This window comes from Paenibacillus phyllosphaerae, assembly GCF_014192105.1.
In the GTDB taxonomy this organism is placed as follows: Bacteria; Bacillota; Bacilli; order Paenibacillales; family Paenibacillaceae; genus Paenibacillus_Z; species Paenibacillus_Z phyllosphaerae.
This window is the reverse complement of the sequence record NZ_JACHXK010000007.1, coordinates 147,547-174,274: the sequence shown is the minus strand read 5'-3', so window position 1 is coordinate 174,274 and position 26,728 is coordinate 147,547. Positions and strand designations below refer to the sequence as shown.

Sequence of the window (26,728 nt, the reverse complement as noted above, 5' to 3'; positions counted from 1 at the left end):
ATCTTCTCTCCTCGGCGTCAGTTGACCGCTTTTGGCCAGTGACTGGTGTTCGCCGGCCTTGCGAGCCCCAGATTCTCCCGCAGCGTGCGCCCTTCGTATTCGGTGCGGAACAACCCCCGGTTCTGCAACTCGGGAATGACTTTGTCGACGAAACGCTCCAACCCGCTCGGGTAAATCTGCGGCATGACGTTGAAGCCATCGGCGGCGCCATTCAAGAACCAGGATTCGATCAGATCGGCCAGCTGCAGCGGCGTGCCCGTGAACGTGAAGTGCCCTCTAGCCCCGCCCAGCCGGTTGATGACCTGGCGCAGCGTCAAATTCTCGTCTTGGATCAAGTCCACGATTAATTGATGGCGGCTTTTGTTGCCGTTCACCTCGTCTGTGCTGCGGGCGCCGTCGAGCGTTATCGGTTCATCGAGAGGATGATCGGACAGGTCGATGCCGAGCCGTTCGGAGAGCCGTTTGACCGCGCCGTCTTTGTTGATGTACTCGAACAGCTGGTTCTCTATTTCCTTCGCTTCGGCTACCGTATCCGCGATGATCGGGCTGACGCCCGGCAGAATTTTCAGCTGATCCGGCGTCCGGCCGTATTTGGCCAATCTCGATTTCACGTCCTGATAGAAAGCTTGCGCGCTGCCGATGCTCTGGTGCGCCGTGAAGATCGCCTCGGCGACTTTGGCCGCGAATTCCTTCCCCGTCTCGGAGGAACCCGCTTGGACCAGCACGGGATAGCCTTGCGGCGGCCGCGCGATGCTCAGCGGGCCCTTGACGTTGTAATGCTTGCCTTCGTAATCGATCGTATGGACCTTGCTGCCGACGATGCGGGTTCCGGCGCTCTTGTCGTTGATCACGGCGTCGTCTTCCCAGCTGTCCCACAGCTGCTTGGTTACTTCCACGAACTCATCGGCTTCCTCGTAACGGAGGGCATGCTCGGGGTGTTCGTCCCTGCCGAAATTGTGCGCCGCCGATCCGGATCCCGTCACGATATTCCAGCCTGCGCGCCCCTTGCTAATATGATCGAGCGAGGCGAATTTGCGCGCGACATGGAACGGTTCGTTATACGTCGTGCCCACCGTGGCGATCAGCCCGATATGTTTGGTTCGGCTCGCCAACGCCGCGAGCTGCGTGAACGGCTCCAGTTTGTTGGAGCGGCCCACATATCCGTCGGCAAGAAAGACGGAGTCCATCAAGCCACGTTCAGCCGTCTGCACGATGTTCAGCACGTGCTCGAAATCGAGATTGCGTTCCGGCGAAGTTTCGGGAAGCCGCCATGATGCCTCATGGTGGCCGGTCCCGTATAAGAATGCGTTGAGATGAAGCTTTCTTTGGCTATGGCTCATCGTTCTTACCCTCCTGCTATAGCTATCGTGTTACTGGCCGATCGTCGTCTTCAGCGTCTCCACGTCTTTATTGATCGCATCGGTCGCCTTGCGGATCGCCGAGTTGACGTCAAGTCCTCCCACCGCCAGATCTTCGGCCGCCGTTTTCAAATGCTTCGAGATTTCTGACTCGTACGGGTGGATATAGTGCTCTTGCAGCGGCTCTCCGATGAACACGTTCTGCACCGTTTTTCCTTGCAGCACCGGGATGTCCGCGCCGTAGTCCTTCTCCAGTTCCGGATTAATAATGGCCGGTACGCGGCCGTTCTTCGCGATGATTCGCTGACCGTCATCCGACAATATCTCCGCGATGACCTGGAATGCTTCGTCCTGATGCGGGCTTTGGCTGTTGATGGCGATCGAATGGATCTGCGCTTCGCGCGTCTTGCCGAGCTGATCCTCGAAATTCGGCGCCGGCGCGATATCCCAGTTGAACTCCACGCCTTGTTGGCGCAATTCCTCGAGCGGACCGACCATGTTCGCGAGCCAAGCGACGCGCATCGCGATATTCTGGTCTTTCATGAAGTGGTCCCGCGTCCAATCCCATGTCCCGTCAGGCGTCACGTATCCCGGTATCTCGTACAGCTTCTTCGCCGTCTCGAATACGCGCAGCCACTCCGGCGTATCGAGCGCGGCTTGCCCCGTCTCGCGGTCCAAGTACGGGAGGCCCAGCGACTTGGAAAGTCCGGTCAAGTTATCCACGACCAGGCCGACGTAGTTTACGCCGTTCTCCGTGCGAGTCAGCTGCGTGCCGAGCTCGATCGCTTCGTCCCACGTCAACTGCTTCTCCGTCGGGTAAGGAACGCCGAACTTATCGAAGATGTCCTTGTTGTAATACATGATGTGCTGGTTGATGTTGAACGGGAGCGCGAGAATCGCGTCGCCTTCCCCTTTCGTGATTTCCGTTATGTAATTGATCCCGACCGGCTTCAGCCGGCTCAGGTCGAAATTATGCTTCTTGATGAGATCGCGCAGATCTTGATACACGCCGGTCCGAATGACGCGCTGCTGCACGCTGCCGAAGATGATATCCGGCACATGCGTCGAGAGCACTTCTTCGGGCGTCGTCGTGGCCGCCGGCGTAATCCGTTCGATCGTGACGTTCGGATATTTCGCATGGATCGGCCCCGCGATCATCGCTTCGAATTCGACGTCCGTAAACGTGGCTCCCGTGCTGTATAACGTCAGTTTCAAAGGTTCGTCGCCGAGCTTCTTGAAGTCGCCGCCCGCTGAACCCGCTTGGTTCGTTGCGGCTGCTTCCGTGCCCGAACCCGATGCGGTCTCGCCCGAGCCGGATGAAGCCGCCGGCTCATTGCCTCCGCTCGAGCATGCAGTCAGCGCCGTGCTTAGCGCCAGGACGGCCAATGTGGATTTTAATTTGATTGTCATCTGGAATGACCCCTCTCTAACATGTTGTAATTAGCTGCTCTTGCCCTGCAGGAAACGAACGTTAGCCGGACGCTTCAGTCCCAGACTTTCTCGCAGCGTCGTGCCCTCATATTCCGTGCGGAACAAGCCGCGGTTCTGCAATTCCGGTATGACTTTGTCCACGAACGTCTCAAGTCCGGTCGGGAAGAGCTGCGGCAGGACGTTGAAGCCGTCCGCGGCATGGTTCGTGAACCACTTCTCGATCAGATCGGCCGTCTGCAGGACGGAGCCGGTGAACGTAATATGGCCATGGCCGCCGTTGCTGCGGTAGAGCAGCTGGCGAATCGTGAAGTTCTCGCGGCGCGCGGCGTCGATAATGACCTCTTGGCGGCTGCGGATGCCGTTGAACTCTTCGGCCGGTTTGGCCTTGTCGAGCGGGACCGGATCGTCCAGATCGTAATCGTTCAAGTTGACCGTGAAGCGCTCCGACAGGTTCTCGAGCGCCTTGCGCGTGTCGACGTAGCTATGCAGCTCCTCTTCGATATCGCGGGCTTCGGCTTCGGTGTCCGCGACGATCGGCGCAAGCCCTGGCAGAATGACTAGCTCGTCGGCCGTTCTGCCGTATTTGGCCAGCCTGCCTTTCACGTCGGCGTAGAATTCGCGTCCGGCGTCGAACGTCTGCTGCGCCGTGAAAATGACCTCCGCCGTCTTCGCCGCAAGCTCTTTGCCCTGCTCCGAGGAGCCTGCTTGGACGAGGACCGGATAGCCTTGCGGAGGGCGCGGAATGTTCAGCGGCCCTTGAACGGAATAGGTATGGCCTTTGAAATTGATCTCGTGCACTTTGTTCGCATCGACCAGCTTGCCGCCTTGCTTGTCGAATACGAGCGCATCGTCCTCCCAGCTGTCCCACAGCTGTTTCACCACTTCGACGAACTCCTCGCCCGTCTCGTATCGCACCGCATGCTCCGGATGCTCGTCGCGGCTGAAGTTGTGCGCCGCCGAACCGGCGCCGGTCACGATGTTCCAACCTGCGCGTCCGCTGCTGATATAATCCAGCGAAGCGAATTGCCGCGCCACGTGGAACGGCTCGTTATACACGGTGCCGACGGTCGCGATCAAGCCGATATGCTTCGTTACGGTAGCTAATGCCGATAGCAGCGTGAACGGCTCCAGCTTGCTGCCGCCCCCTGCGTATCCGTCCGCCAAGAAGACGGAATCCAGCTTCCCGCGCTCGGCGATCTGGGCCAGCTTCCCGAGGTATTCGATGTCGAGCTCCAGCTCCGGATGCGAGTCCGGGTGGCGCCACGCGCCTGCATGATGGCCCGTTGCGCGGAGAAACACGTTCAAGTGAACCTTGCGATCGGATTTGCTCATTTAGATAACCACCTCTTCATTAAATTGGCTGCTATGCCGGATACTCGACGGCCGTGCCAGACCGAGCTTGCCGCGCAGCGTCGTATCCTCGTATTCGGTGCGGAACAAGCCGCGATTTTGCAGTTCAGGAATGACTTTATCCACGAACGTTTCCAGACCGCTCGGATAGATCTGCGGCATAATGTTGAATCCGTCGGCCGCTCCCGTCTGGAACCATTGCTCGATCGTATCGGCCAGCTGCAGCGGCGTGCCGGTGAAGGTGAAATGTCCGCGCGCCCCGGCCAAAGTATTGATGACCTGCCTAAGCGTCGGCTGCTCCCGCTCGATCAGATCGACGATGAGCTTATGCCGGCTTTTCATCCCGCTGACCTCGTCGGCCGATTGGATGCCTTCAAGCGTGAGCGGTTCATCCAGCGGATGGTTGCTCAAGTCGACGCCAAGCCGGGACGACAAGCGCTGGATGGCTCCTTTCTTGTCGATGAGCTCGAACAGCTCTTGCTCGAGTTCGCGGGCTTCGGCTTCCGTATCCGCCAGGATCGGGCTTAAGCCCGGCAGAATTTGCAATTGCGCCAGCGTGCGGCCGTACTTCGGCAGCCTGGACTTCACGTCGCGGTAGAAGTCGCGCGCCTCTTCGATCGTCAGCTGCGCGGTGAAGATCACCTCGGCGAACTTGGCGGCGAATTCCTTCCCCGTCTCCGAGGAACCGGCTTGCACCAGCACGGGATAACCTTGCACCGGCCTTGCGATATTCAGCGGACCCTTCACCGCATAATTCGCGCTGCTCCAATCGATCTTATGAATTTTCGATTCGTCGTACAGGACGCCGCTGTGCTTATCGTTGCGGACGGCGTCATCGTCCCAGCTGTCCCACAGCCGCTTCACGATCTCGACGAACTCTTCGGCCGATTCATAACGCTTGTGATGTTCCGGATGCTGCTCGCGGCTGAATTGCGCAGCGGCGGGTCCCGCACCCGTTACGATGTTCCAGCCGGCCCGGCCTTTGCTGATATGGTCGAGCGAAGCGAATTTCCTTGCGACATGGAACGGCTGGTTATACGTCGTCTCGACCGTCGCGATCAGCCCGATATGCTTCGTTGCCGCGGCCAGCGCCGACAGCAGCGTGAATGGCTCGAGCGTCCCCGCGTGGGCCCAGTAGCCGTCAGCGAGGAAGACCGAATCCAGCAGGCCACGCTCCGCGATCCGGGCAAGACGCAAATAGTGATTGATGTCTACCGCCCTCTCCGGATGCGTGTCAGCATGCCGCCAAGAAGCTTCATGATGTCCCGTAGCGGCGAGAAATGCATTCAGGTGAAGCTTACGTTCCTGTTGACTCATTCACGTTCCCCTCCTGTTTTCAGACAACAAAAAATAGCCGGAGCTGCCCCTAAAGGCAATCTCCGGCTATCCGGTTGATTATAACCTATAATTCCTATGAACTTAATGCGATATATCGTATTGATTAAGAAGTTACCACCGATACACTAAAAGTGTCAATACCTTACTGCCTATTTTTTCGTTAGCCATGCATGTCCGCCTACTCGACGAGACCCGATCGTTCGACGCCTTCGATGAACCATCGCTGCGCGAAGAGATAGACGACCAGGAGCGGCATGATGATCAGGAACGAGGCGGCCATCTTGATCGCCTCCGCATAGACCGTGATTTCGCCCGCTCCTTCGGCAAGCTTCATCTCGCCGGCCATCCGAGCGAGCGTAATCGAGAGCGGCACGTTCTCCGCCGTGAACATGTAGAGCGACGGGAAGTAGAAGTCGTTCCAGTTCCATACGAAGGAGAACAGCACGACGACGACCGTCGCCGAACGGGCGATCGGGAACATGACGCGGAAAAACATGCGGAACGGCCCCGCTCCGTCCATCCTGGCCGCTTCGTCGAGCTCCTTCGGCAGCGTCGAATAGAAGGACCGGTAAATGATAACGAACAAGGCGCCCTTCAGCCCATGGCCGAAGAGAGCGGGAACGACCATCGGCAGGAACGTGTTCAGCCAGCCGAAGCTCTTGAAGAGCATGATCGACGGCAGGATCGTAATCTGCGGCGGCATGATGAACGTGAAGAGCAAGAGCGCTCCCCACAGTTTCTTGAACGGAAAGTCCAGCCTTGCGAACGCATAGCCCGCGATCGCGCATGAGACGACCTGCAGGACGGCGACGGACGAGGCGAGAGACACGCTGATCAGGAAGCTCCGGCCATAATTTAGCATCTCGCTTGCTTCTTGCAGATGACCCCAATAGAGCGAGCGCGGCACCCAGATGACGGATGGATCGAGGATATTCTTCGCGTCCTTCACCATCGTCGTCACCATATACAGGATCGGTTTAATATAAATAAAGGCGACATTGATGAGAATGAAATAGACGACGGCTTTGAACAGCAGACCTTTATCGATCTCCGCGCCAAGGACGCGATAACGCAGCAGTTCCAGATTGCCGCGCAGCTTGCGGTCCCCGTACAGCCTTGTCGCCAGCTCATTCCCACGCTCCACGATTTTCATAAAGTCGCTCCTCCTTTCGTTACGAACGGCTGCCCGAGAGCGACTTGTCGACTCTGCTGTAGAGCCCTAGCGTAAGGAGCACGAACGTTAAGATGATCGAGAAATAAATCCAGGCCAAGGCGCTGGAACTGCCGTAGTTCGTCGTATTGACCATGCTGACGATCGGGTTGGACGGGAAGGTGAACAGGTCGACGACCGTGTACATCAAATTGAGGAAAATATACGGCACCAGACCCGGCAGCGTAATCTTCCAAAAGGTATTCCACGGCCCGGAGCCATCGATTCGCGAAGCCTCATAGACCGCTGCGGGCAGCGTCTGCCGTCCCGCGAGGAAGATCAAGATCTGAACGCCCGAATACCACAGGACGAGCACGAACGACTCCATGACCTTCTGAATCGGCGCCGCCCAAGCGCCCGGCACATACTCCCGCAAATAATAATCGATGCGCAGCGTCTCCATGATGCTGAGCGAGCCTTCGCCCTGCGCGATGAACTCCTGCACGATCTGGCCGGACGAGAAGATGACGGGCAGGAAGAAAATGACCCGGAACAGCGTGCGGCCCGGGAACCGCAGATTGAGCAGAATCGCCACCAGCAAGGAGAAGACGAGAATGATCGGAATCATCATCGCCGATTCCCGCAGGAACGGGAACAGCTGCTCATAGAGCAGACTGCCGTTCGCGATCAAGATTTCCCGGTAATGCTGGAACCCGATGAACGTATAATTGACGCTGCTCACGGTAATTTTGACCTGATGAAAGCTCATATAAAGCGAGAAGCCGAGCGGGAACGCGACAAAGGTGAGGAAGCCGATCACCCAAGGCGCGATGAACAAGGAGCCTTCCAACTTGCGCAAGGTTTGGGCTTCCAGCCTGCGGGTAAATTTCATCCCTTAAGCGCCTCCTTTGACGACGATGAAGTTGTTGGCCGGCACCGTAAGTCCGTCCTGCACATAGGCCGTCTCGTTGTAGTTGACGATAATCCGGTAGTCCCCGCCGTACACGGTCTCCTTCACGCCTTCCGCCAGCGTCCGGTGATCGGTGATGAAGCGGTCTTGCACGGGAGCGAGCGCCTCGTTGGCTTGCGCGTACTCCTCCTCGATCCGGTCGAGCCAATCCTTGACGTTCATGCTGTAATACCAGACCGAGTACGACCTGCGTAGATTCTCCGCCTGCTCCCCGGTCAACACATAAGCCGGATAGGCGCCGAACTCGATCATCCGCAGGAATTCGTCGTCCCATTCGTCGCGCACGTTCGACCATTCGAGCGTATACGTCTTCAGGCCGTGCAGCACGATCTGGGCAAAAGGAATCGGCTCCGTCACGAACACGTCGTACGAGTAATCGCCGGTCAGCCGGTGGACATGATCGAGCTTATCCAGTGCATAGAAGTTGGCGTTGCTCGCAACGACAGAGCCAAGCGTCTCATGGGACTGCTGCAGAATATCGCGTTGAATCTGCACGACGTCTGCTCGGCTCGCCGAATAGCGGGAATTGAAGTCGGTAATCACCTCTTGGGCGATCCCGCCCTCGTAATCGATGCCGTCGGCGCCCAGCGCCTTGTACGCATCGAGATCGGAGGCGATCACCTTCCGGTAAAATTTCGGACTGACGTACGTACTCGCATCCTGGTCCGGATTCAGCTGCTCCTCGAGCACCGTACCCGCCAGATTGCGCAATCCGTCCCTTCGCCACCAGAAACCGTCGTCGCCATTCGTATTCAGCGTATAATCCGCCGTCAGATAGACCGGAATATCGAGCGAGTGCGCATAGGCGATGAAATCCTTCATCCCTTGGTTGCCGCCCAGCCGCTTATCGACAGGCAAATAGCCGCCGTGCGTGCTGTAACCGTCCTGCTGCCAGCCCGCGTAATGGATCTGCATATGCCCGATGCCGCGTTCATGGATCTGGCGCACGACGGATTCGGCCTCGTCCGTCGTCGTCGCTTTCAAGTACGAATCGAAGAACAACCCTTTCTCGATATCGGCCCCGACCAGATCGACATAGAGCGGAATCTCGGGCTTGACCGACTTGATCGGCGTGACGCCCTTCTCCCCGATGAGATAATTGCGGTAAACCTCGGCCATCCCGGCGTAATTGCTCTTCTCCGGACCCAGCAAATAGTAGCGCGTTGCCCGGCTGTCCGAGACGAACCGGTCGCCGCTGTAAGTATAGAAGCCTTCGCCCGAGCTCTTGCTGACGCTCTGGAAGAACCGTTTGCGGTACTGCCACTCGCTGGTCACCCAGTTGGAGATGCCGACAGAGCCGGCCGGAGCCGCGTAGACGTTCGCGTAAGACTCGCCCTCGGCGATGATCGCCAGGAAAGCCTGCTCGCCCGACTTCATGCCGTATACCGGCATCGCGATCCGTTGCCTATCGGTATATTCGTTATAGTAGGACAAGTCCGGACCATAGACGCTCTCATTGTAAGTCAGTTGCGGCATCGTGCGGTCGCTCTGGAACTGAATGAGCGAACCGGACCCGTCGGGAAGCAGAATATACCCCTCTTGGCCGGTAGAAGGCTCCGAGCCGAACAACGGATACAGTTTCACGTTCAGCAAGCTAAGCTCCCCTTCGACGATGCCGGAGTCGATCAGCCGGGTCTCCACGTAATCCTCGCGCAGCGTGACCTCAACCGGGATCTTGAATTGAATTTTCGGGAATGCGAAGGTAACGGTGAAGCCATTGTCCTTCTGCTTGAAATCTTCCAGATAGCCTTGATTCTCGACGAGGCCGTTCGTCACGGAGGACGACTTGTAGTTCTTGGCGTTGACATACTCGACCACGATCGGCGAGGCGAGATTGTTCTTCCAGGCGCCCGAGATCTTCTCGTCCTTCCAGTTCGCGGGGTTCGGATAGGAGCGCCATACGTTGCCCGTTGCCTTCTGGACCACTTGAAAATGGGCGGTCGTCTCATCGACGAGCAGCTGGAGACTATTCGTCTCCGCGAATACCTTGAACCCCTGTTCACTGGGCAGCCCCGCCTTGTAAGGCGATTGGCCTGCCGTATCGAACAAGGAAGCGGCGGAGGCCGTGCCCTCCTGCCCGCTGCCCGAAGGATCCCAGACCAGATAGGCAATCCATCCCGTGATCACGAGCACGACGGCGGAGAATGCCAATCGGACTAGCAGCCAGCCGTTCCACTTGCGCTTCGTCATCGGATAATCACCTCCTGGTACAAGGAATTGATGAAGTTGACCAGCTCGTTGCTCAGGGCGATCAGGATGAAGATCAGAATGACGATGATCGTGAGCGCGAGCAGCGACAACGCAATGATGAAGACCGCTTCGATGAAGGTATAGTTATGAATGCCCTGCACCATCCATACGAACAGCAGCGCGATCCATATGGCAATGGCTAGCTTAAGGAAATTGTAGATGGACAACTCGTTAAGCGTCATCGCCTTGGACAGCAAAGTTACCGGTATTCCAATGAGTATAATCGGAAATAGGGCGTAGGAACTGCTGTAGAACACGTCCCTGAAGCGGCCCTCCCCGCGCAGCAGCGAACTGATCAAATAATTGGAGATAACCCATCCCAGCCAGATGCCTAGGAATTGAACCGTAATCGGAATCAGGTCGACGCCGATCTGCACTTTCGGATTGAAGACGAAACTGGTGCTTGCTTCCATGTAACCGAAGGAAGCCACGGCGCCGGTCAGAATGACCAGACTGCTGGCCAGACTAGCCTTGCCCTCGTAGCGGATCGCATAGAAGCCGTCGATCGGGTGCTTCACCAGGACGAGTAGATGGGATAGCCTGCCCGTGAACGATTGCGGCCCGATGGCCGGCAGCCGCAGGCGCGCGCCCGCTTGAAGGCGGGGCTTCAATTTCCTGCCGATAATAAACGCGAGACTTGCCGCGATTACGATATTCATGAGCAAGCCGAAGTTGCGTTGGAACCATTCGAGCCGGTTCTGCCAGAATGATTCGGAATAGCCGCCCGTGACGCCCGCTTCGTAGAACAATTGCTGCGCGCGTTCGAAATCCTCTTGTTTGTAGGCGGCTTTGGCCAGCCCGATAATCGCCGGTGTGTACTGCGCATTCTGTCGTCTGACTTCGTTCCATAACGGCTCGCTCTCTTCGTACCGTCCTTCCTGCGTCAAGGCGTTCGCGTCGTGCACGAGCTTGCCGAAGGCGGACAGGCGGAGCACCTGGATCAAGTTATTGGTACCGTCCAGGACGAGCAGTTCGCCTTTGGAGTTGCCGGCTATCGCCGCCGGCGTCTTCACGACGCCCGTCTTCGAAGTGGCCGTGATGACATCGCTGCTCCAGAAGAACAGCAGATTGCCGTTCAGGTCGTATTGGCTGACCGTATTCCAGATCGAATCCACCACCGTAATATTGCCGGAAGCGTCGACGGTGACGTCATTCAGCTGCGGACTCATGTCGCGCTGCCAATGAAGCACTTCTCCGTAGGAACGGTTGGCCTGCAGCGCAGCAAAATCGCTCTTGCCGGCCAATTGATCCAATCCCGCAATATTCAGCTTCTTGATCTGGTCGGTCTCGATCTCCTTGGTTACCGTATAGACGAATCCGTCCCGATCGATCGTCGCATTGGCGATCGCGCCCGGCAGCTTCTTCAGCTCCCGCTGATACATCTCCCGCGTATACACGAAGCGCTTGAACGCGTCGAAGACGGAGAACGCTACCTTGTTCGGACCGAAGAACCCGATGAATTTCCCCTCCGGATCCAGCTGTACGAGGCCCTGATACGCCCCGAGCGTCGTCACGTAGAGGAAGCCCCTCTTGTCGACGACGAGGTTGATCGGATCGTATTTGAACGAGGCTGGCAGGTAACTTGATTCGGGCCGGCCGAATACTTTCAGCAGCTTGCCGTCCGCATCCAATCGAACGACGCGGTTATTGCCGGTATCCGCGATATAGATATCCCCTTGCTTATCGACGAATACGCCGCTTGGCTTCTTAAGCGGACTTTCCGCAACCGTCAGCACCTGGACGAGGCTGCCGTTGGCGTCGAGATGGACGATGCGGTTGTTCCCCGTATCGGCGATGTAGATATGGTCGCGCTCGTCGACGAACAGGTCCTTCGGTTGATTCAGCGCCCGGGCCTTCGCTTCTCCGCCCTGCAAGGCTGCCGCATCGGGCGACAGCAGCGCATCTTGTCCGATCACGCTTGCCGGCACGTATGCCGCCTGCGTCCTCACCAGCTGTCCGAATCCGTCCTTATAATAGGTATCGTAAGGCAGCTGCGAGGCGGCAATCCGAGCGCTCGGCAAGACGAGGTTCGTCGCGGCAAGCAAGAGGAATAAGGCGGGAAGCATCCACAGTCTTCTGTTGTTCACGCGTCTCCCCCCATTTATTTGATTCCGGAATGCGCCATCGTAGAGATGACCTTGCTTTGAAGAATGATGAAGATAATTAAATTCGGCACGAGCATGATGAGCGCCGCGACGGCGGCGGCTCCCTGGCGGGCGACGTTGTTGGCCAGGTTGTTCGTCAAGGTCGACAGGAAGAACGGGAAATTCTTCATCTCGTCGTCTTGCATGAACAACGCCGACGTCTCCACGTTGCCCCAGGAGTTCTGGAAGGCCAGGATGGCCACGGTCGCGATCGCCGGCATGCACATCGGGATAATGACGCGGAGGAACGTAATGACTTCATTCGCGCCATCGATTTTCGACGCTTCGATCAAGGCATCCGGAATCTGGTCGATGAACTGCTTCAGCAGGAACACGCCGACCGGAGCAGCCAGTACCGGAAGCAGATGCCCCCAATAGGTATTCATGATCCCCAGGTTGCTAACGACCAGGTAACGGGGAATCTGGATAATCTCCGGCGTGAACATGAGCATCAAAATAATGGTGGCGAACAGCAGATTTCGGCCCGGGAACGGATGCTTCGACAGCGGGTAAGCGCATAATGCGCTGACCAGCGTAACGCCGATGACGCTTAGAACCGAAATCAATACGCTGTTGAACAAGTACCGGGAGGCGGGAACGATCGAATTGGCCGTCACCCAGAATAGCTCCACGAAATTCTGCACGTTCGGCTCTTGCACGAAGAACCGGGGCGGATAGATGAACAGCTCGTGGTAAGGCTTGAAGGCATGGTTGAAAATATAAATAATCGGCAGAATCATCAGCAGCGACAATACGATCATGATCGCGTTAAAGCCGAATTTCACTGCAAGACCGGACGGTTTCAGCGGATTGCACCTCCTTTGCATCAAGATGACGCAAACGTTATTCGTCGTTCGAATTGAACAAGCTGAAGCTTAGCTTGTTGGCCCCGTACATGACGAGGAGCAGGAACACCGAGATTGCGGCGGCATATCCCATCTCGAACCGGATGAATCCGTAATCGTTGATATGATTGACGATCAGATGGCCGGCATACTCGGGGGTCGGGTTCTGTCCCGACAATTCCACCCCGATCGCTCCTGTCTTGAACGTGGTCACGATGGCCATGACCGCCCCGAACAGCATCTGCGGTTTCATGGACGGAATCGTGATATACCACAGCTCTTGAAAGCTGTTCTTGATCCCGTCGATCTTGCCGGCTTCATACAGCGTCGTGTCCACATTCAGAATGCCGGCCAGCATGGCGAGGAACCCGACCCCCATGCTGGACCATAACGTCACCGCGATCATCGAATTCATGAGCAGATCGGGGTCCGTCACCCATAGCTTCGGCACGTCGATGAAGCTGATCTTCAGCAGCAGGCTGTTCAAGTAACCGATTCGGTCGCCCGAGAGCAGCGGCAGCCAGATGATCGTCATCGCGATGCCGATCGTCAGCGACGGCGTATACATCGCCAGCGCCACCCATTTGCGGACGCCCCCGCGCAGCCTGGATATAAGCCACGCGAGGAGGAACGAAGCGGCATAGCCGCCGGGACCGACGATCACGGCGAATTTGAACGTATTGGACAGCGCGTATTTCAGGAAGAGCAGATCCTGGGAGATCAGGTATTGAAAGTTGCTCCATCCGATGAAGCGCGGCTTCTCGATCCCGTTGTAATACGTGAAGCTTAAGCCGACGGCGGCGATGATCGGGATGACGATGAACAGCGCAAAGCAGATGACGAAAGGCGCAATGAACAGATACGAGCTCCGATACGCCCACAGCTTACTCAACAATTTCATCCATCCCTTCCCAAGGCCGGTTCACGACAGGCACATCCAATGCCTTCACCTGCTTGCCCGTAGTGTCGATAAATCCGAATTCCTGCTGTTTGCGCAGCAGCTCGCGGTTAATGTCCCGCACCGCCTGCTCGAGCGATGACATATAGTTCGCCGCGCCCACGACGGAGCGGACCCAGGCATTGTTCAGTTCGCGGTCGAGGAAATAGCCGCCCGGCACGTTCGGAATATCCTTGTACCATTTCCACTGCTCCAGAATGACTTCCGCATCCTCCCGTTTCCACGGCAGGCGCTGGAACGCCTCCACGTTCGACGTGTTCCAGCGGAACGCGACGCCGTTCATGGCCTCCAGATCCGAGCCGTATTGCTCCTGCGTCTCGGTAGACAGCCACCACTTCAGGAACTGCCACGCCTCCTCTTGCTTCTTCGACTTCTCGAAGATGACGCCGGTACGCTGGCCGCCGCCTGCCCAGCGGCTGATCGTGCCGTCCGATTGCTGGACGCCCGGGAGCAGCGCAATGCCCCATCTTCCGTTCAGTTCCGGCGCGGCCGCCGCCAGCTGCACGTACATGTTGTAGTCGGAGATGCCGATCGGCATCGTTCCGTTCCGGAAATGCTGGTAGAAGCTCGGCACTTCGCGATCGATCGCATACGTATTGAACAAATCGGTCCACTGTTTGAACGCCTCGTAGGCTTCAGGCGTATCGAGTCCCGATTTCACGCCGCCGGGCTCGAAGAATTCGACCCCGTGCTGGTAGAAGTAGGCCGTGAATTCCTTCGGATTGACGTAGAAATTCATCAGGTTCTGCTGCAGCAGCGGCAGCAGGTCATATACGTCCTCCCACGTATCGGGAATGTCGGCTCCCAGCCTCGTCAGAATATCTTTCCGGTAATAGAGCACCTGGAACGACTGCGTCTCCGGCACGCCGTAATAACCGTCGTTATAATAGAGAGGAAGCCACGAACCGGGACTGAATCTCGGATAGAGCTCGTCGAAATCTTCGAATTTCATCAGGTCGACGAGGGAACCGCGCATCGCATAATTGACCGGCAAATCCTGGGTCAAGCCAAGGGCGATGTCAGGCTGAACGCCGGCGGCGTTCGACATGAGCAAGAGCTCCGGATTCGGCAGCAAATTGACTTTGACCTCGATGCCCGTCTCCGGCGTGAACGATTCGTCGGCCAGCTGCTGCAGCTGATCGACGTAGTCGCGGCCGCGCTGCACCCAGATATTCAGCTTCGTATCGTCCAGCTTGCGTAAGCTGTCCCGCGTGTCGAAGGAGTAGGCAAAGTTCTGGACGCTGCCCCACAGACCGGCGACATACCCGGCTTCCATCTCAGGCGTCTCCCCCTGCGCCGGAATAATGTACACCTCGTCAAGCTGGAGCGATTGTTTCATCAGCGTATCGATGAACGTGCCGAACTTCTCCCGCATCGAGGAGATTTCATCCACGTTGTACGGGATTTCCTCCGGCTTGCTCAGCAGGGATCTCAGATCCTTCGCCGAGGTTCCTAAGCCTTGGCTGATTGAGTCCTTGTTGCCGTTCGCGGCAGCTACCCGCTCGGCGAGCGCCTCCATCGCATCGGCCGCAAGCGCCATCCGATCCGTCAGCCCCGGGAAGTCGACCTCCATATCCCATGTGCGATTCCGGTCGATCGTCTTCTTGCTGTTAGCTCCGGTCACCGTCCGAAGTTCCCAATCGATCGCATCGAGATGGGCATTGGTTTTCTCCAGGTCGATCAGGATCGACTTGACCGGCGCAAGCGTGACGGCAAGCGACAGCGTGTGCTTCCCTTCCGTCAAATTGACGAGATAAGGCTGATCGTCGGCATTCTCCAGGATTACGCCCTGCCAGCTCGCGTCATAGGGGAATCCGTAAGCTTGCAGTTCTTCGTATGGCACCTGGCCATCGATCTTGACCGTCCGGAAGGACGTTTTCTGCGCGATCGTGTTCTGCAAAGCCCGGAAACCTAGCTTATACAAGCCGCTCTTCGGTACGTCAAACGACCAGGTAATCTCCTGATTCTGCTCGAGCCAGCGCAAGCCTCCGACGGTGTTGTATTTGATTCTTCCCGCGTAGCGGGGCTGCGTGCGGTCATTCTTGTCGGAGAACAGCTTGATTGCCGGATCGTTCTTATAGGCGAACGCCTCCGCTTGCAGCGTGATGACGTCTCCATCGACTTCCGGAATGGTTGCCTGCTTCACGGATACGTCTTCGTAACTTGCGACAGTCGTGCTCGGCGCAAGCAGAATCCGCTCGATAGCGAGCGATTCATGGCCTTGCAGCCGAATCGTATGTACGCCTTGAGGCAGGTACCATTGCAACGGTTCCGAATAGGCCCCGCCGGAATCGACGAGCGGTTTCACGCTCCACGACGATACATCGATGGACCGCGGCCGTATCTCGTCGCCATCGCTATTGGTCACGATAGGCTTAACGTCTTCCCATAGCCGATACAAGGCGACCGCCGACGCTTCCCGGAACGGCCGTTTGCCATCGATTGCGACATCCCATTGAATGGGGGCTTTCCGGCCTTCATCCTTAATCGGGTTATAAGCAACATGAATTTCGTACAAGGCGCTCTCCGGGACTTGCACCTCGTATTCGACCCAGCCTTCCGAAGCCGTCTTCCAGATCAGGACCCCGGACTTTCCTTCATAGCTGCCGGTCCGAATCGAAGCCGGATCGGATACTTTCGAAGCTGAGGCAGCATCGATGCTCACGGTCTTGGCAGCGCCGGGAATCCCTTGTTCCCGCCACCCTGCGAGCACTTCGCTATAATAAGGGTCTTCTTCGTATTCGAAGGCAGAGTCAAGATCGTCGAATCGTACCGATTTCGCCGCTGCCTCCAGATTCGTATCGCCGGAGCGCCAAGATACGAGCAGCGCTACCGCGATGAGGACGATGCCGGTGCTCAATAGCCATTTCTTTTTCGTTGTCATGACAAGCGAACTCTCCTCCCTCCTTCGCTTCCGATGCGGGCCTACTCCCTTAGTCGCTCCCCGGTTTCCTTGTGGAAGAAGTGCGCCTTGGACAGGTCCAGCTCGACCTTGACCTTGTCATCCTCGTTGAACCGGTTATCCGGATCGACGCGGGCGATCAGCGGCTTCTCTTGACCGATGTCCAAATAGAGGAACCGGTCGGCGCCCATCAGCTCATTATTTTTGTAGATGCCGGTGATGATCGTCTCGGAATATAAACCTTCGAGTTTCACGTTCTCCGGTCTAATACCAAGTATTATGGACTTATTTACTTGGTTATTGTGGCGCAAAATATCCTCTGCCGTCTCGTTCAGCCTGATCTGGAACCGGTTGGTCTGGAACTCCAACCGGCCTTGCGGCGTCTGGGCGATGCGGCCGTGGATGAAATTGATCGGCGGCGATCCGATGAACCCCGCGACGAATAGATTCGCAGGCTTGGAATAGACGAGTTCAGGCGTATCGCACTGCTGGATGATGCCGCCTTTCATGACGACGATCCGGTCCGCCATGGTCATCGCTTCCACCTGGTCATGCGTCACGTAGATGAACGTCGTGCCGAGTTTCTTGTGCAGCTTCGTAATTTCCATTCGCATCGTCACCCGCAGCTTCGCGTCCAGGTTCGATAACGGCTCATCCATCAAGAACAGCTTCGGATTGCGGACGATCGCCCGTCCCAAGGCAACCCGCTGGCGTTGTCCGCCGGAGAGCTCCTTCGGCTTACGCTGCAGATAAGGCTCGATCTCCAGTATACGGCTCGCGTGCTTGACGGCCAGGTCGATCTCATGCTTGGGCAGCTTGCGCATACGCAGGCCGAACGCAATATTCTCGTACACGCTCAAGTTCGGGTAGAGCGCATAATTCTGGAAGACCATCGAGATGTCCCGGTCCTTCGGCGGCAGCTTGTTGACCAGCTGATCGTCGATATAAATCTCGCCTTCGGAGATGTCCTCGAGCCCCGCGATCATCCGCAGCGTGGTCGACTTGCCGCAGCCGGACGGGCCGACGAACACGATGAATTCCTTGTCTTGAATATCCAGTTGAAAATCCGACACGACGGCTTGTTGACCCTTGCCGTAACGCTTATACAAATGCTGAATGCGAACGCCTGCCACCTTACCTCCTCCAATCTTGTGCGTTCCGAATAAAAAACAGGGATATCCAGCCGCGTATGCTTGCCAAGATATCCCCCTTCGAAAGGTAGATTCCTATGTAGTTGTCCAGTAATTGTCCGTTAGTGAAGCACGGAGATCTTCCCTTGCGCAAGCTTCGAGAGCGCCTCGTCAACTTGCGTAAGCTCCGATTCCGTCAAACGCACATCCCAGCTTGCCGCCGCTTCCGCAATATGGTGCGGTTTGGAGGCGCCGAGAATCGCCGATGTAATGCCAGGGCGGCTGAGCACCCAAGACAGCGCGAACTGGGCTGGCGTTAAGCCCCGCTCCTCCGCCAGCGGCTTGATCGCTTCGGCTACGGCCAGCGCGTTCTTCTCCAGCAGCTGTTCGAGCCGCTGCTCGCCGGCGGCAAGGCGGGAATCCTTCGGCGCCGCCTCTCCGGCACGATACTTGCCGGACAGAATGCCTCTGCCGAGAGGGCTGTAGACGATGACGGCCACTTGTTCCGATTGCACGAACGGAATGATCTCCTGCTCGATCTCGCGGGAGATCAGGCTGTATTCCGGCTGCAGGCTCTCGAACCGCTCCAAGCCGTGCAGGGCGCTGACGCCATGCGCCTTGGCCAGCTGCCAGGCCGCGAAATTGGAAGCGCCGATATAGCGGACCTTCCCTTGGCGAACCAGATCGTCGAGCGCGCGCAGCGTTTCTTCCAGCGGCGTGTGAGGGTCGAATCGGTGCACTTGATACAGATCCAGGTAGTCGGTATTCAACCGTTTCAAGCTGTCCTCGACGGCCTTAAAAATATGATAGCGGCTCTGTCCCCCATCGTTCACGCCTTCGCCGACCCGGCCATGCACCTTCGTGGCCAGTACGATATCGTGGCGTCTTTCCTTGAGCAACCGGCCGAGGATCCGTTCGGATTCTCCCGCGCCGTATACATTTGCCGTATCGACCAGATTGATGCCCTGGTCCAGCGCTTGATCCAGAATGACCGCCGATGCTTCCTCGTCGATCCATCTGCCGAATGCCATCGTGCCTAAACTTATCGCCGATACCTTCAGTCCCGTTCTGCCGAATTTACGATATTCCATTGTTCATGCTCCTCTTCAATGAATGATAGAATGCGATGCGTTCGACGCCGTTAGTTGGCTGTCGGCAGATCGGCCTGAGCCGTATTTGCCTGTGCAGTGAACAGGCTCAATTCCACGATCAGTTTTCCTTTTCCGAACGACAGCGTCTTGTCATCTTCCCGGACTAGCCGATTCGCGTAATGCTCCAGAAACCTTAGAATCATTGACCGCCTGCCTCTGATCGTCTGATATCCATGGTCGAACAACCACTGATCGATCGTATTATAGACGCCTCGATTCAGCCGATACACCTTCAGGCAGTAATGGTGAAAGGCCAAATCGGGCCATTCCAACAGGCTTGAATCGCTCTCTCTTGCCATGCGCGTCCCCTCTCGCGATCTTAGAATCTTGTCTTGCCTTCGAACGCCACACGAAAAAGAGGCGCATGACACCAGGCACAACCCGCCGATGTCATACGCCTCCAGTTAACTAGTGAGCGTCTGAACTTTAATTCCTACTATTTCAATAGAGTATGTAAAATTTAACATGAACCCTACTGTTCGTCAACACCATTATTTTTGTATCTTGTTCCAACATATTCCTTATGATTGCTTCCGGCTAGCCCTTCTTCGGCGGGTTTACATCCGCTGGTATCGGGCACACATACGATTCCCCGGCAAGTCTTTCCTTAAGCTCCGCTTTAGCCGACGCGATCAAATCGGCATCTGTTAATGCAGCGATTGCGGTACAAGCAATGGTCTTGCCTGCCAGCAGCATCCCTTGATGCGCGTAGGAGCTCTTCCCTTGCGCGACCGTCTGCCACGCATGCAGCGGAGTCGCATAGGCCCAGGTGACCGTTCCGCATTGGGCGGTTGGTACGTTCCAGCTCACATCTCCGACATCAGACGAGGCGGGCATGACCATGAGCCGTTCTTGATAAGGGGCGACGAAGCTTGCCAGCGGCCGGCGCTCCAGCATAGCGGCTGCTTCCTTGCCGACCTGCATGGCCGCGCTCTGCTTGTCTGCCGCCGGAATCGTCTCGAAGATTGCCGCTGCATATGCCACGTCCTCTTCGGAGTAGCGCGGAAGCTCGAGTTCCTTCATGAATCCGTGCATGACCCGCTCCAAGGAAGCGTTCGGGATCAGGTTCGAAGCGCCGCCTTCGATCCGGTACGTCATCGTCGTGCCGGTCATGAGCGCCGCTCCCCGTGCGACATCTTTGACCCGTTCGAACAGCTCCAGCACCTGCGAAGCCTTCGGCGCGCGAATCAAGTAGTCCACTTCCGCCTCCGCCTGCACGACATTGGGGGCAAGACCCCCGGAATTCGTAATCGCGTAATGGATGCGGGCCTGGTCGATGATATGCTCGCGCAAATAGTTGGACCCTACGTTCATCAGCTCGACCGCATCCAGCGCGCTTCTGCCCAGATGGGGCGCTGCCGCGGCATGAGCGCTAATCCCCTTATACGTGAATTGCACATGAAGATTGGCAAGCGTCGACAAGTGGGCTACGGCATTGACGGTGGCCGGATGCCAGCAGAACGCCGCGTCGACGTCATCGAACAGTCCGGCCCGCGCCATGAAAGCTTTGCCCGAACCGCTCTCTTCCGCCGGACATCCGTAGTAACGGACCGTACCGGAGAGCCCATGCCGCTGCATGTAATCCTTCACCGCGACTGCAGCTGCAAGGGAACCCGCGCCCAGCAAATTATGGCCGCAGCCATGTCCGTTCGCTCCCGGTACGACAGGATTCTCGGCTGCTTCTCCAGCCTGCTGGCTTAAGCTTGTCAGCGCATCGAATTCGCCGAGAATCGCGATTACGGGCGCGCCGCTGCCGTAACTTCCGATGAACCCCGTCGCCAGGCCGCCCGCCTCGCGTTCGACCTGGAACCCTTCCTCCTCCAGCGTCCGGCACAGCAGCTCCGCCGATAGGAATTCCTCGAACCGGATCTCCGCATATTCCCAGACCTGGTCGCTTACGCCGATAAACGTGTTCTTCTTATTCTCGATTAGCTCGCTAATTTCAACTGCGATTGCAGGATTCATGTCATCACCTCATGTTCGATTTCGGAAGGTCCGCGCGAAGCATCGGAATTCTTGAAGCTCATTGTGCCGAATGCGACCGCGCCAAGCACCGCACAGCCTGCCATTAGCGCAAAAGTGGTCATATAAGAGCCGTTGGATTGGTCGATGACGATGCCGATTGCCGTCGGCGCGACGAAGCCCGCAAGCTGGCCGCCGGTATTGACGAACCCGGCTACGAAGCCGGCATCCTCGGGAGCCGCTTTTTTCAAGACGATCGACGGCATCAGGACGAAGACGAAAGTAAGCAATAAGGCGATCAACGTCTGATAAGTGAAGAACAACGCCACGGACGGTGCGCCGTACATCAGGAATAACAATACGGCCGAGACGAGTATGAATCCGATCGCCGTCCACTTGCTCTGTTCAACCTTGAGCCTGTCCTGCAAGAACCCGCTAATATAGATGCCAATAATCGTCGCAATGCCCGGAATGATATGAAGAACGCCGATTGTCGCCATATCCAGCTCCCGAACGGTCTTCAGATAGGTCGGCATCCACGACGACAAGCCCCAGTTCACGAAGTACAGCATGAAGTAAGCGGAGAACAGCTTCCATAGCAGCGGGTTCTTCAGCAGCCGCTTCATCGGTACCTTCTGCTTCGGGCTAGCGGTCTTAGCCGCACTTGCGGAAGGGGTGACCGGAGCGATTTTTAATAGCTTGAGATAAATGAAGGCCAGTAACAGACCCACTACCCCTGCGCAAACGAACAGGATGCGCCATCCGAACGATTCCAGCAGAACGCCCGCCGCGAGCGCCGTTATGATGCTCATGATGCCGGCCGAGGATAGCACGACCGAAAGCGCCTTGCTTCGTTCCTGCTCAGGGAACGAGACCGTGATGAACTTCGAAGCGGTCGGGAAGAAGCTGCCTTCGCCAAGCCCGAAAAGAAAACGAATGATGATTAAGGAAGTTACCGACCAGGCAACCGCCGTCATGGTCGTGAAGAGGGATAACGTGAAGATCGTGGCAATCATGACGAATCGCGGATTGAATCGGTCGGCGAGCATGCCCCCGGGAATCTGCATGATCGCATAACCGAGGAAGAAGCTGCTCAGTACGAGGCCGGTCGCCGTGGCGCTTAACCCTAGGTCTTCCCCCATGAATACGATGGCGTAATTGATGACGTATCGGTCAAAATTGCCGATGGACCAGCCGAGGAACAAAAGCGCCAATAATAGGTTCCGCTGCTTTTTGGTGCTCACTTCTGTCATGTATTCTGCCTCCATGATGTAATTTATGTCACATTAAAATTAGAATAAAGAATTCGGCTTGCTTATACAATGTGGATTTCACTATAATTCGAAGTAGTTTGTTATGTATATCCACAGATCGAGAAGGTGAAAGCGATCGACAAGACAGCAGCGGTATCCGAATATATGACACGGCATTTCTCAGCCGAACATTATCAAATCTGGTTTTTCCCCAGCGGTCATGATACCCGGCTCATCCTTGCAAGCGGTCCGGACGAGCCCCTTCCGCCGAGCCTTGCCATGATTCAACGAGACCAAGCCCTGAAGCGGAAGCAGGAGCTGGCCGATCATGTCTTCACGTATGCGCACGATTGCGTTATGGTCGTCCGCATGTTCGGCAATGGCTCGCAATGGTCGGAAGCCCACCATCGGGAACTGGAATGGCGACTCTATCCGATCTACGCCGATTGGATGATCGAGCGGCAGCACTATATTCTTCGCCAGGTCATCGACAGCATCCGCAGCTTGACCTCCAAGCTGGATGTGGATGATCTCTTAAGCAGCATCCTCCAGCAAGCGATGATGGTCCTCCCGTCGCAGGTGCTCGGTACGTTATGGATGTACGATGAAGGCGTCCATGCGCTGAAGGCGAGAGCCTCTGTGGGGAAGCACCGCAATGCGGTGAACAACATGACTTTGCAGATCGGGGAAGGCATTGTCGGCAAGACGTTCCAAGACGGGAAGCCTAAGTGGTTTAAGACGGCGAAGGACGTGTATGAGGAAGTCATAGCGAGCACTTCGGAACAGAATCTGCACCATATGTATTACTCCGGCGGCTTTCACGATACGCATTCGGTCATCGCGGTACCGATCTTCGTGGACAACAAAGTCGCCTGCGTGCTCATTTTCAATCAATTCGGCACGCATGAGCAGTTTACGTCGATGGACTTCCAGCTGCTGCAGAGCTTTGCCGACCAAGTGTCCATCGTTCTCGTCAACGCGAGGCTGTTCAACGACCTGAACAATCAGAATGCGCTGCTCAGACGGCGCGACGAGATCCATTCCTCGTTCATGAGGCTCTCGCTGCAGAACAAAGGCTCCGAGCGGATCGTCAAGGAAATGGGCAAGCTAACCAAACTTCCCCTCCTTTTCTTGGATTCCTTGGAGAACACAAGCTATGCCGTACGGCACTCCGCCCGCTGGCAGAAGCTTGATCTCGAGACGATCCACCGCAAATTCGAGAAACAGCGCAAACCCGCTCCCCTGCTGGAGACGAACGGGGAGGAAGGCAGCGCGCTCTATATCCATCCGATCATCTCCGCCGAAGCCGTGCTCGGCTATATCATTGCGGATATGAACCGTCCGATTACGCCGCTCGATCAGATCGTCCTTGAACAGGGAAGTTCGATTCTCGGGCTCGAGATGGTGCTCAAGCAATCCTTCACCGATTCCCAGTACAAGCGGACGAGCGACCTGTTCAACGATCTTCTCCTCCTAAGCGACGTGACCTTGATCAAGCAGCGCGGCAAGGAGCTTGGACTCGAGGAGCATATGCCGCTCATGGCGGCCATTATCGTCCTGAAGCAGGAATCCAATCTGCAGCTTAACGTGAAGGCGAACCGTCTGGTTGAAAGGCTGCGCCACTCTTTCGGCGAACAACTGCCCGTCGTATTCGTGACGAATAACAAAATCACGGCGCTGCTTGCGGTAGCCGAGTCGGACCAAGTAAGGGCAAAAGAAAGGCTTGCTGCGGCGCTTCACGAGTCGCTCGGGCCTGGAGCCGAGGAAGCGACCTTGGCTGGATTGGGCTCGGTGTATCGGGGACTGTTCTCGATTCCCAAAAGCTATACGGAGGCAGGCAAAGCGCTCAGCTACCTGGAATCGCGCAAGGATAAAGGGATCATCCGGTACGCGGAGATCGGCGTCAACCGGTTATTCCTGCAACAGCCGCCCGAACAGTTGGAGGAGTTCGTCAGCGAAGTATTCGAGCCGCTCCGCAGCGCGAAGGGAGACAGCAAACACCTGGAAGAGACGCTGCTTATGTATATGGCTTGCAGCCGCTCGATGAACCAGACGGCCGCCCGGCTGCACATCCACGTCAACACGCTCTATCTGCGGCTGAAACGGATCGAGGAATTGCTATCGCTCAGCTTCCAGAATCCGGAACTCATGCTGCGGCTCGAGCTTGCCTGGTATTTGCGCGGCTCGCCCTATGCGTCGGAATAAGCCACTATACCGGCTAAGTCTTATGCCTGCCTTATAAGCACGACAAACAGGCGTCCCTTGGCCAATGTCATTAAGATGACATTGGCCCCCGGGACGCCTGTTCGCTTTTCTTCCTAGCACTTCGCTGTTTCGCTTCCACTTATCCGCTGCTTATCGATTAAGGCTTCAACACCACTTTGATGCATTCATCCTCATGGTCATTGAAGATCTGGTACATCGCGCTCGCATCCTCGATCGGCGCGATGTGGGTGATGATCTGGCGCGGATCGAATTCGCCCTTCGTGATCTTGTCGAACAAAAGCGGCATGTAATGGATAACCGGCGCTTGTCCCATCTTAAGGGAGATGTTGCGCTCGAACATCGTTCCAAGCGGGAACAGGTTATAGTTCAGGCCATATACGCCGGTCAGCTGGATCGTGCCGAATTTGCGTACCGCGTCGATGGCGATCTTGATGGCGCTGAGCGTGCCGCCTTGCAGCTTCAGCTTCTGCTCGATCGCTTCCAGTACCGACTTCTTGCCGTCCATGCCGACCGCGTCGATGACGACGTCCGCACCGCCTCTCGTAATTTCCCTCAGATGGACGCCCGTATCGTCGAAATCCTCGATGTTGAACGTCTCGACGGCGTTCATTTCCTTCGCCTTGTTCAGCCGATACGGGAGCGCATCGACGGCAATAACCCGGGCAGCGCCTTTCATCCACGCGAATTTCTGCGCCATGAGGCCGACAGGTCCGCAGCCAAGCACGATCACCGTATCGCCTTTTTTGACCCCGGCATTCTCGACTGTCCAATAGGCGGTCGGCAGCACGTCGGACATGAAGAGCAGCGACTCGTCCGGCAGCTCGCACGACTCCGGGATGACGAACGGCATGAAGTTGCCGTAAGGGACATGCAGGTACTGGGCTTGTCCGCCCGGATAGTTGCCATAGCGATCCGTGAAGCCGAGATAGCCTCCCGTATCGAGCTCGGGATGGCTGAGGTTCGCATTATCGCATTGGCTTTCCATATCATGCTGGCAATAATGGCAGGTGCCGCACGCCACGTTGAACGGAATGACGACGCGGTCGCCCTTCTTCACCTTCGTAACGTCCGGCCCGACCTCTTCGACGATGCCCATCGGCTCATGGCCGATGACGTAATCCTTCTGCGCCGACGTCTTTCACTTCCATCTGTTTCACACCTTGGAACGTGACAGCTTTCACTTCATCATCTCCCTCACAGCTGGTTAGCTTGCGTTCAGGCTTCCTTCTGCGCAGCATTCAACTTATAGTAACCAAATATGAAAGGATTGAATAAAGATTCAGTCAATCACGAGCGTCCAGGGGGCTTCATTCGAAGAAACGGTATGTTTTTCTTCCTGCCGCTTTCGCGCGGTAGAGCGCGTTGTCGGCGTTCTTCAACAAGAGCTTCAAGTCGCCGCTATCCTCCGCCGTGTACTTCACGATCCCCACGCTGACCGATAGTTGGAATGCCTCTAGATGGATATTCCATGTCGATAACCGGTCAATGATGTCACTCGCATAGCCCTCGAGTTGCTGCGCTTCGAAGGCATCACTGAATACGAGCACGAACTCGTCTCCGCCCAGGCGTGCCGCAAATCCAGGGAGTTCCTTCATGAAGGTATCGATTCGATAAGCGACCTCCTTGAGCACGAGATCTCCCGCCTCATGGCCGTGCAGGTCATTGACTTTCTTGAACCCGTCCAGATCCAAGAAGAAAATCGCGCCGGAACCCGGAAGTTCACTGAAGTAATTGAACAAATATTGGCGATTGTAGAGGCCGGTCAGCGTGTCGCGGAACGCCATCCGTTCGAGCTCCAGGTAATAGGCGAACATCTTCGAGATGCGCTGGAACATCTGGACGCTCTTCGCATCAATCGTTGCGGCGGCCGGATGGACTGCGCAGATCGTGCCGAAGACCTGTCCGTCTTGCAGCACGATGGGAACGCCCACATAGGAATTCACATTGGCTGCCTGCAGCGTCTCGCGAACGTCTTCCAGACAGGGCTCCTTACTCATGTCCTCGTATATTAATGGCTTGCGGTTCTCGAAATCGACTCTTCGGCACACGGTTCCGGTCAGTTCGACCGTCATACCTTCCGAGATTAAGCTGCCGGTATTATTATCGAGCACCTTCAAGATCAATTGGTGCGTATCCGTTATTGCGCTTACGAAGAGCAGCTTGTCCGGCATAATCTCATTCGCCATTTGCAGGATATCGTCTGCAAGCTCCTCGAATTTGCGATACATCAGCAATTCATCCGATGATATGGCCATAGCAGTACCTCCTATTTATCATGCGGCCGGCATGCGTGCAAGCGGCTGCGTTCAG

The 26,728-nt window shown here is 56.6% G+C and carries 18 protein-coding genes and 1 pseudogene; 1 reads left to right on the top strand and 18 read right to left on the bottom strand.

All coding sequences use genetic code 11. The annotated features are described in order from the left end of the window. Nucleotides 1–17: 17 nt before the first annotated feature. From FHS18_RS17090 to FHS18_RS17015, 16 genes are all read right to left on the bottom strand, one after another. Complete coding sequence (locus FHS18_RS17090; protein WP_183601300.1) at nt 18–1,340, bottom strand: LLM class flavin-dependent oxidoreductase; 1,323 nt, start codon at nt 1,338–1,340, stop codon at nt 18–20. Nucleotides 1,341–1,370: 30 nt separating this feature from the next. Further along, nucleotides 1,371–2,768, bottom strand: coding sequence for an ABC transporter substrate-binding protein (locus FHS18_RS17085; RefSeq protein WP_183601299.1), 1,398 nt, complete (start codon nt 2,766–2,768; stop codon nt 1,371–1,373). A 30-nt stretch (nt 2,769–2,798) separates the two neighbouring features. Then, nucleotides 2,799–4,121 carry an LLM class flavin-dependent oxidoreductase gene (locus tag FHS18_RS17080; protein ID WP_183601298.1) on the bottom strand — a complete coding sequence of 441 codons (1,323 nt, stop codon included), beginning with the start codon at nt 4,119–4,121 and terminating at the stop codon, nt 2,799–2,801. Further along, complete coding sequence (locus FHS18_RS17075; protein WP_183601297.1) at nt 4,122–5,456, bottom strand: LLM class flavin-dependent oxidoreductase; 1,335 nt, start codon at nt 5,454–5,456, stop codon at nt 4,122–4,124. Between the two features lie 199 nt (nt 5,457–5,655). After that, a complete protein-coding gene (locus FHS18_RS17070) occupies nt 5,656–6,630 on the bottom strand; it encodes a carbohydrate ABC transporter permease (protein WP_183601296.1) in 975 nt (324 codons plus the stop codon). 19 nt (nt 6,631–6,649) lie between these two features. After that, a complete protein-coding gene (locus FHS18_RS17065) occupies nt 6,650–7,519 on the bottom strand; it encodes a carbohydrate ABC transporter permease (protein WP_183601295.1) in 870 nt (289 codons plus the stop codon). Nucleotides 7,520–7,522: 3 nt separating this feature from the next. Then, the gene (locus tag FHS18_RS17060) at nt 7,523–9,787 is read right to left on the bottom strand and encodes a DUF5696 domain-containing protein (RefSeq protein WP_183601294.1); all 2,265 of its coding nucleotides are present in this window, start codon (nt 9,785–9,787) and stop codon (nt 7,523–7,525) included. After that, complete coding sequence (locus FHS18_RS17055; protein ID WP_343060558.1) at nt 9,784–11,934, bottom strand: YIP1 family protein; 2,151 nt, start codon at nt 11,932–11,934, stop codon at nt 9,784–9,786. Before FHS18_RS17055 ends, FHS18_RS17060 begins: the two co-directional genes overlap by 4 nt. 14 nt (nt 11,935–11,948) lie before the next feature. Beyond that, the gene (locus FHS18_RS17050) at nt 11,949–12,818 is read right to left on the bottom strand and encodes a carbohydrate ABC transporter permease (protein WP_183601431.1); all 870 of its coding nucleotides are present in this window, start codon (nt 12,816–12,818) and stop codon (nt 11,949–11,951) included. A 16-nt stretch (nt 12,819–12,834) separates the two neighbouring features. Further along, nucleotides 12,835–13,737, bottom strand: a complete 903-nt coding sequence (locus tag FHS18_RS17045; RefSeq protein ID WP_183601293.1) for a carbohydrate ABC transporter permease — start codon at nt 13,735–13,737, stop codon at nt 12,835–12,837. Then, nucleotides 13,721–16,678, bottom strand: coding sequence for an extracellular solute-binding protein (locus tag FHS18_RS17040; protein WP_183601292.1), 2,958 nt, complete (start codon nt 16,676–16,678; stop codon nt 13,721–13,723). Before FHS18_RS17040 ends, FHS18_RS17045 begins: the two co-directional genes overlap by 17 nt. Nucleotides 16,679–16,719: 41 nt before the next feature. Beyond that, nucleotides 16,720–17,829 carry a sn-glycerol-3-phosphate ABC transporter ATP-binding protein UgpC gene (locus FHS18_RS17035; protein WP_183601291.1) on the bottom strand — a complete coding sequence of 370 codons (1,110 nt, stop codon included), beginning with the start codon at nt 17,827–17,829 and terminating at the stop codon, nt 16,720–16,722. A gap of 119 nt (nt 17,830–17,948) precedes the next feature. Next, nucleotides 17,949–18,917 (bottom strand): aldo/keto reductase, encoded by a 969-nt coding sequence (locus tag FHS18_RS17030; RefSeq protein WP_183601290.1) that lies wholly within the window; start codon nt 18,915–18,917, stop codon nt 17,949–17,951. 50 nt (nt 18,918–18,967) lie between these two features. Next, a complete protein-coding gene (locus tag FHS18_RS17025) occupies nt 18,968–19,276 on the bottom strand; it encodes a hypothetical protein (RefSeq protein ID WP_183601289.1) in 309 nt (102 codons plus the stop codon). Between the two features lie 238 nt (nt 19,277–19,514). After that, on the bottom strand, nt 19,515–20,942 hold the full coding sequence (locus tag FHS18_RS17020; protein ID WP_183601288.1) for a M20 family metallopeptidase: 1,428 nt from the start codon (nt 20,940–20,942) through the stop codon (nt 19,515–19,517). Beyond that, entirely contained in the window at nt 20,939–22,192 is a 1,254-nt protein-coding gene (locus FHS18_RS17015; RefSeq protein WP_183601287.1) for an MFS transporter, read from the bottom strand. Before FHS18_RS17015 ends, FHS18_RS17020 begins: the two co-directional genes overlap by 4 nt. Nucleotides 22,193–22,318: 126 nt before the next feature. Here FHS18_RS17015 and FHS18_RS17010 point away from each other — a divergent pair, with 126 nt between their 5' ends. Further along, a complete protein-coding gene (locus FHS18_RS17010) occupies nt 22,319–24,397 on the top strand; it encodes a helix-turn-helix domain-containing protein (RefSeq protein WP_183601286.1) in 2,079 nt (692 codons plus the stop codon). A gap of 157 nt (nt 24,398–24,554) precedes the next feature. Here FHS18_RS17010 and FHS18_RS17005 read toward each other — a convergent pair. Beyond that, nucleotides 24,555–25,547: pseudogene (locus FHS18_RS17005) on the bottom strand (alcohol dehydrogenase catalytic domain-containing protein); the annotation flags it as partial. Nucleotides 25,548–25,725: 178 nt separating this feature from the next. Continuing rightward, a complete protein-coding gene (locus FHS18_RS17000) occupies nt 25,726–26,673 on the bottom strand; it encodes a sensor domain-containing diguanylate cyclase (RefSeq protein WP_183601285.1) in 948 nt (315 codons plus the stop codon). Between the last annotated feature and the right edge of the window lie 55 nt (nt 26,674–26,728).

Coding starts and splice junctions, on each gene's coding strand:
- FHS18_RS17020 (WP_183601288.1), bottom strand. CDS start 20,942: ATGAATCCTGCAATCGCAGTTGAAATTAGCGAGCTAATCGAGAATAAG.
- FHS18_RS17015 (WP_183601287.1), bottom strand. CDS start 22,192: ATGACAGAAGTGAGCACCAAAAAGCAGCGGAACCTATTATTGGCGCTT.
- FHS18_RS17025 (WP_183601289.1), bottom strand. CDS start 19,276: ATGGCAAGAGAGAGCGATTCAAGCCTGTTGGAATGGCCCGATTTGGCC.
- FHS18_RS17090 (WP_183601300.1), bottom strand. CDS start 1,340: ATGAGCCATAGCCAAAGAAAGCTTCATCTCAACGCATTCTTATACGGG.
- FHS18_RS17065 (WP_183601295.1), bottom strand. CDS start 7,519: ATGAAATTTACCCGCAGGCTGGAAGCCCAAACCTTGCGCAAGTTGGAA.
- FHS18_RS17060 (WP_183601294.1), bottom strand. CDS start 9,787: ATGACGAAGCGCAAGTGGAACGGCTGGCTGCTAGTCCGATTGGCATTC.
- FHS18_RS17070 (WP_183601296.1), bottom strand. CDS start 6,630: ATGAAAATCGTGGAGCGTGGGAATGAGCTGGCGACAAGGCTGTACGGG.
- FHS18_RS17085 (WP_183601299.1), bottom strand. CDS start 2,768: ATGACAATCAAATTAAAATCCACATTGGCCGTCCTGGCGCTAAGCACG.
- FHS18_RS17050 (WP_183601431.1), bottom strand. CDS start 12,818: ATGCAAAGGAGGTGCAATCCGCTGAAACCGTCCGGTCTTGCAGTGAAA.
- FHS18_RS17030 (WP_183601290.1), bottom strand. CDS start 18,917: ATGGAATATCGTAAATTCGGCAGAACGGGACTGAAGGTATCGGCGATA.
- FHS18_RS17040 (WP_183601292.1), bottom strand. CDS start 16,678: ATGACAACGAAAAAGAAATGGCTATTGAGCACCGGCATCGTCCTCATC.
- FHS18_RS17045 (WP_183601293.1), bottom strand. CDS start 13,737: ATGAAATTGTTGAGTAAGCTGTGGGCGTATCGGAGCTCGTATCTGTTC.
- FHS18_RS17000 (WP_183601285.1), bottom strand. CDS start 26,673: ATGGCCATATCATCGGATGAATTGCTGATGTATCGCAAATTCGAGGAG.
- FHS18_RS17080 (WP_183601298.1), bottom strand. CDS start 4,121: ATGAGCAAATCCGATCGCAAGGTTCACTTGAACGTGTTTCTCCGCGCA.
- FHS18_RS17075 (WP_183601297.1), bottom strand. CDS start 5,456: ATGAGTCAACAGGAACGTAAGCTTCACCTGAATGCATTTCTCGCCGCT.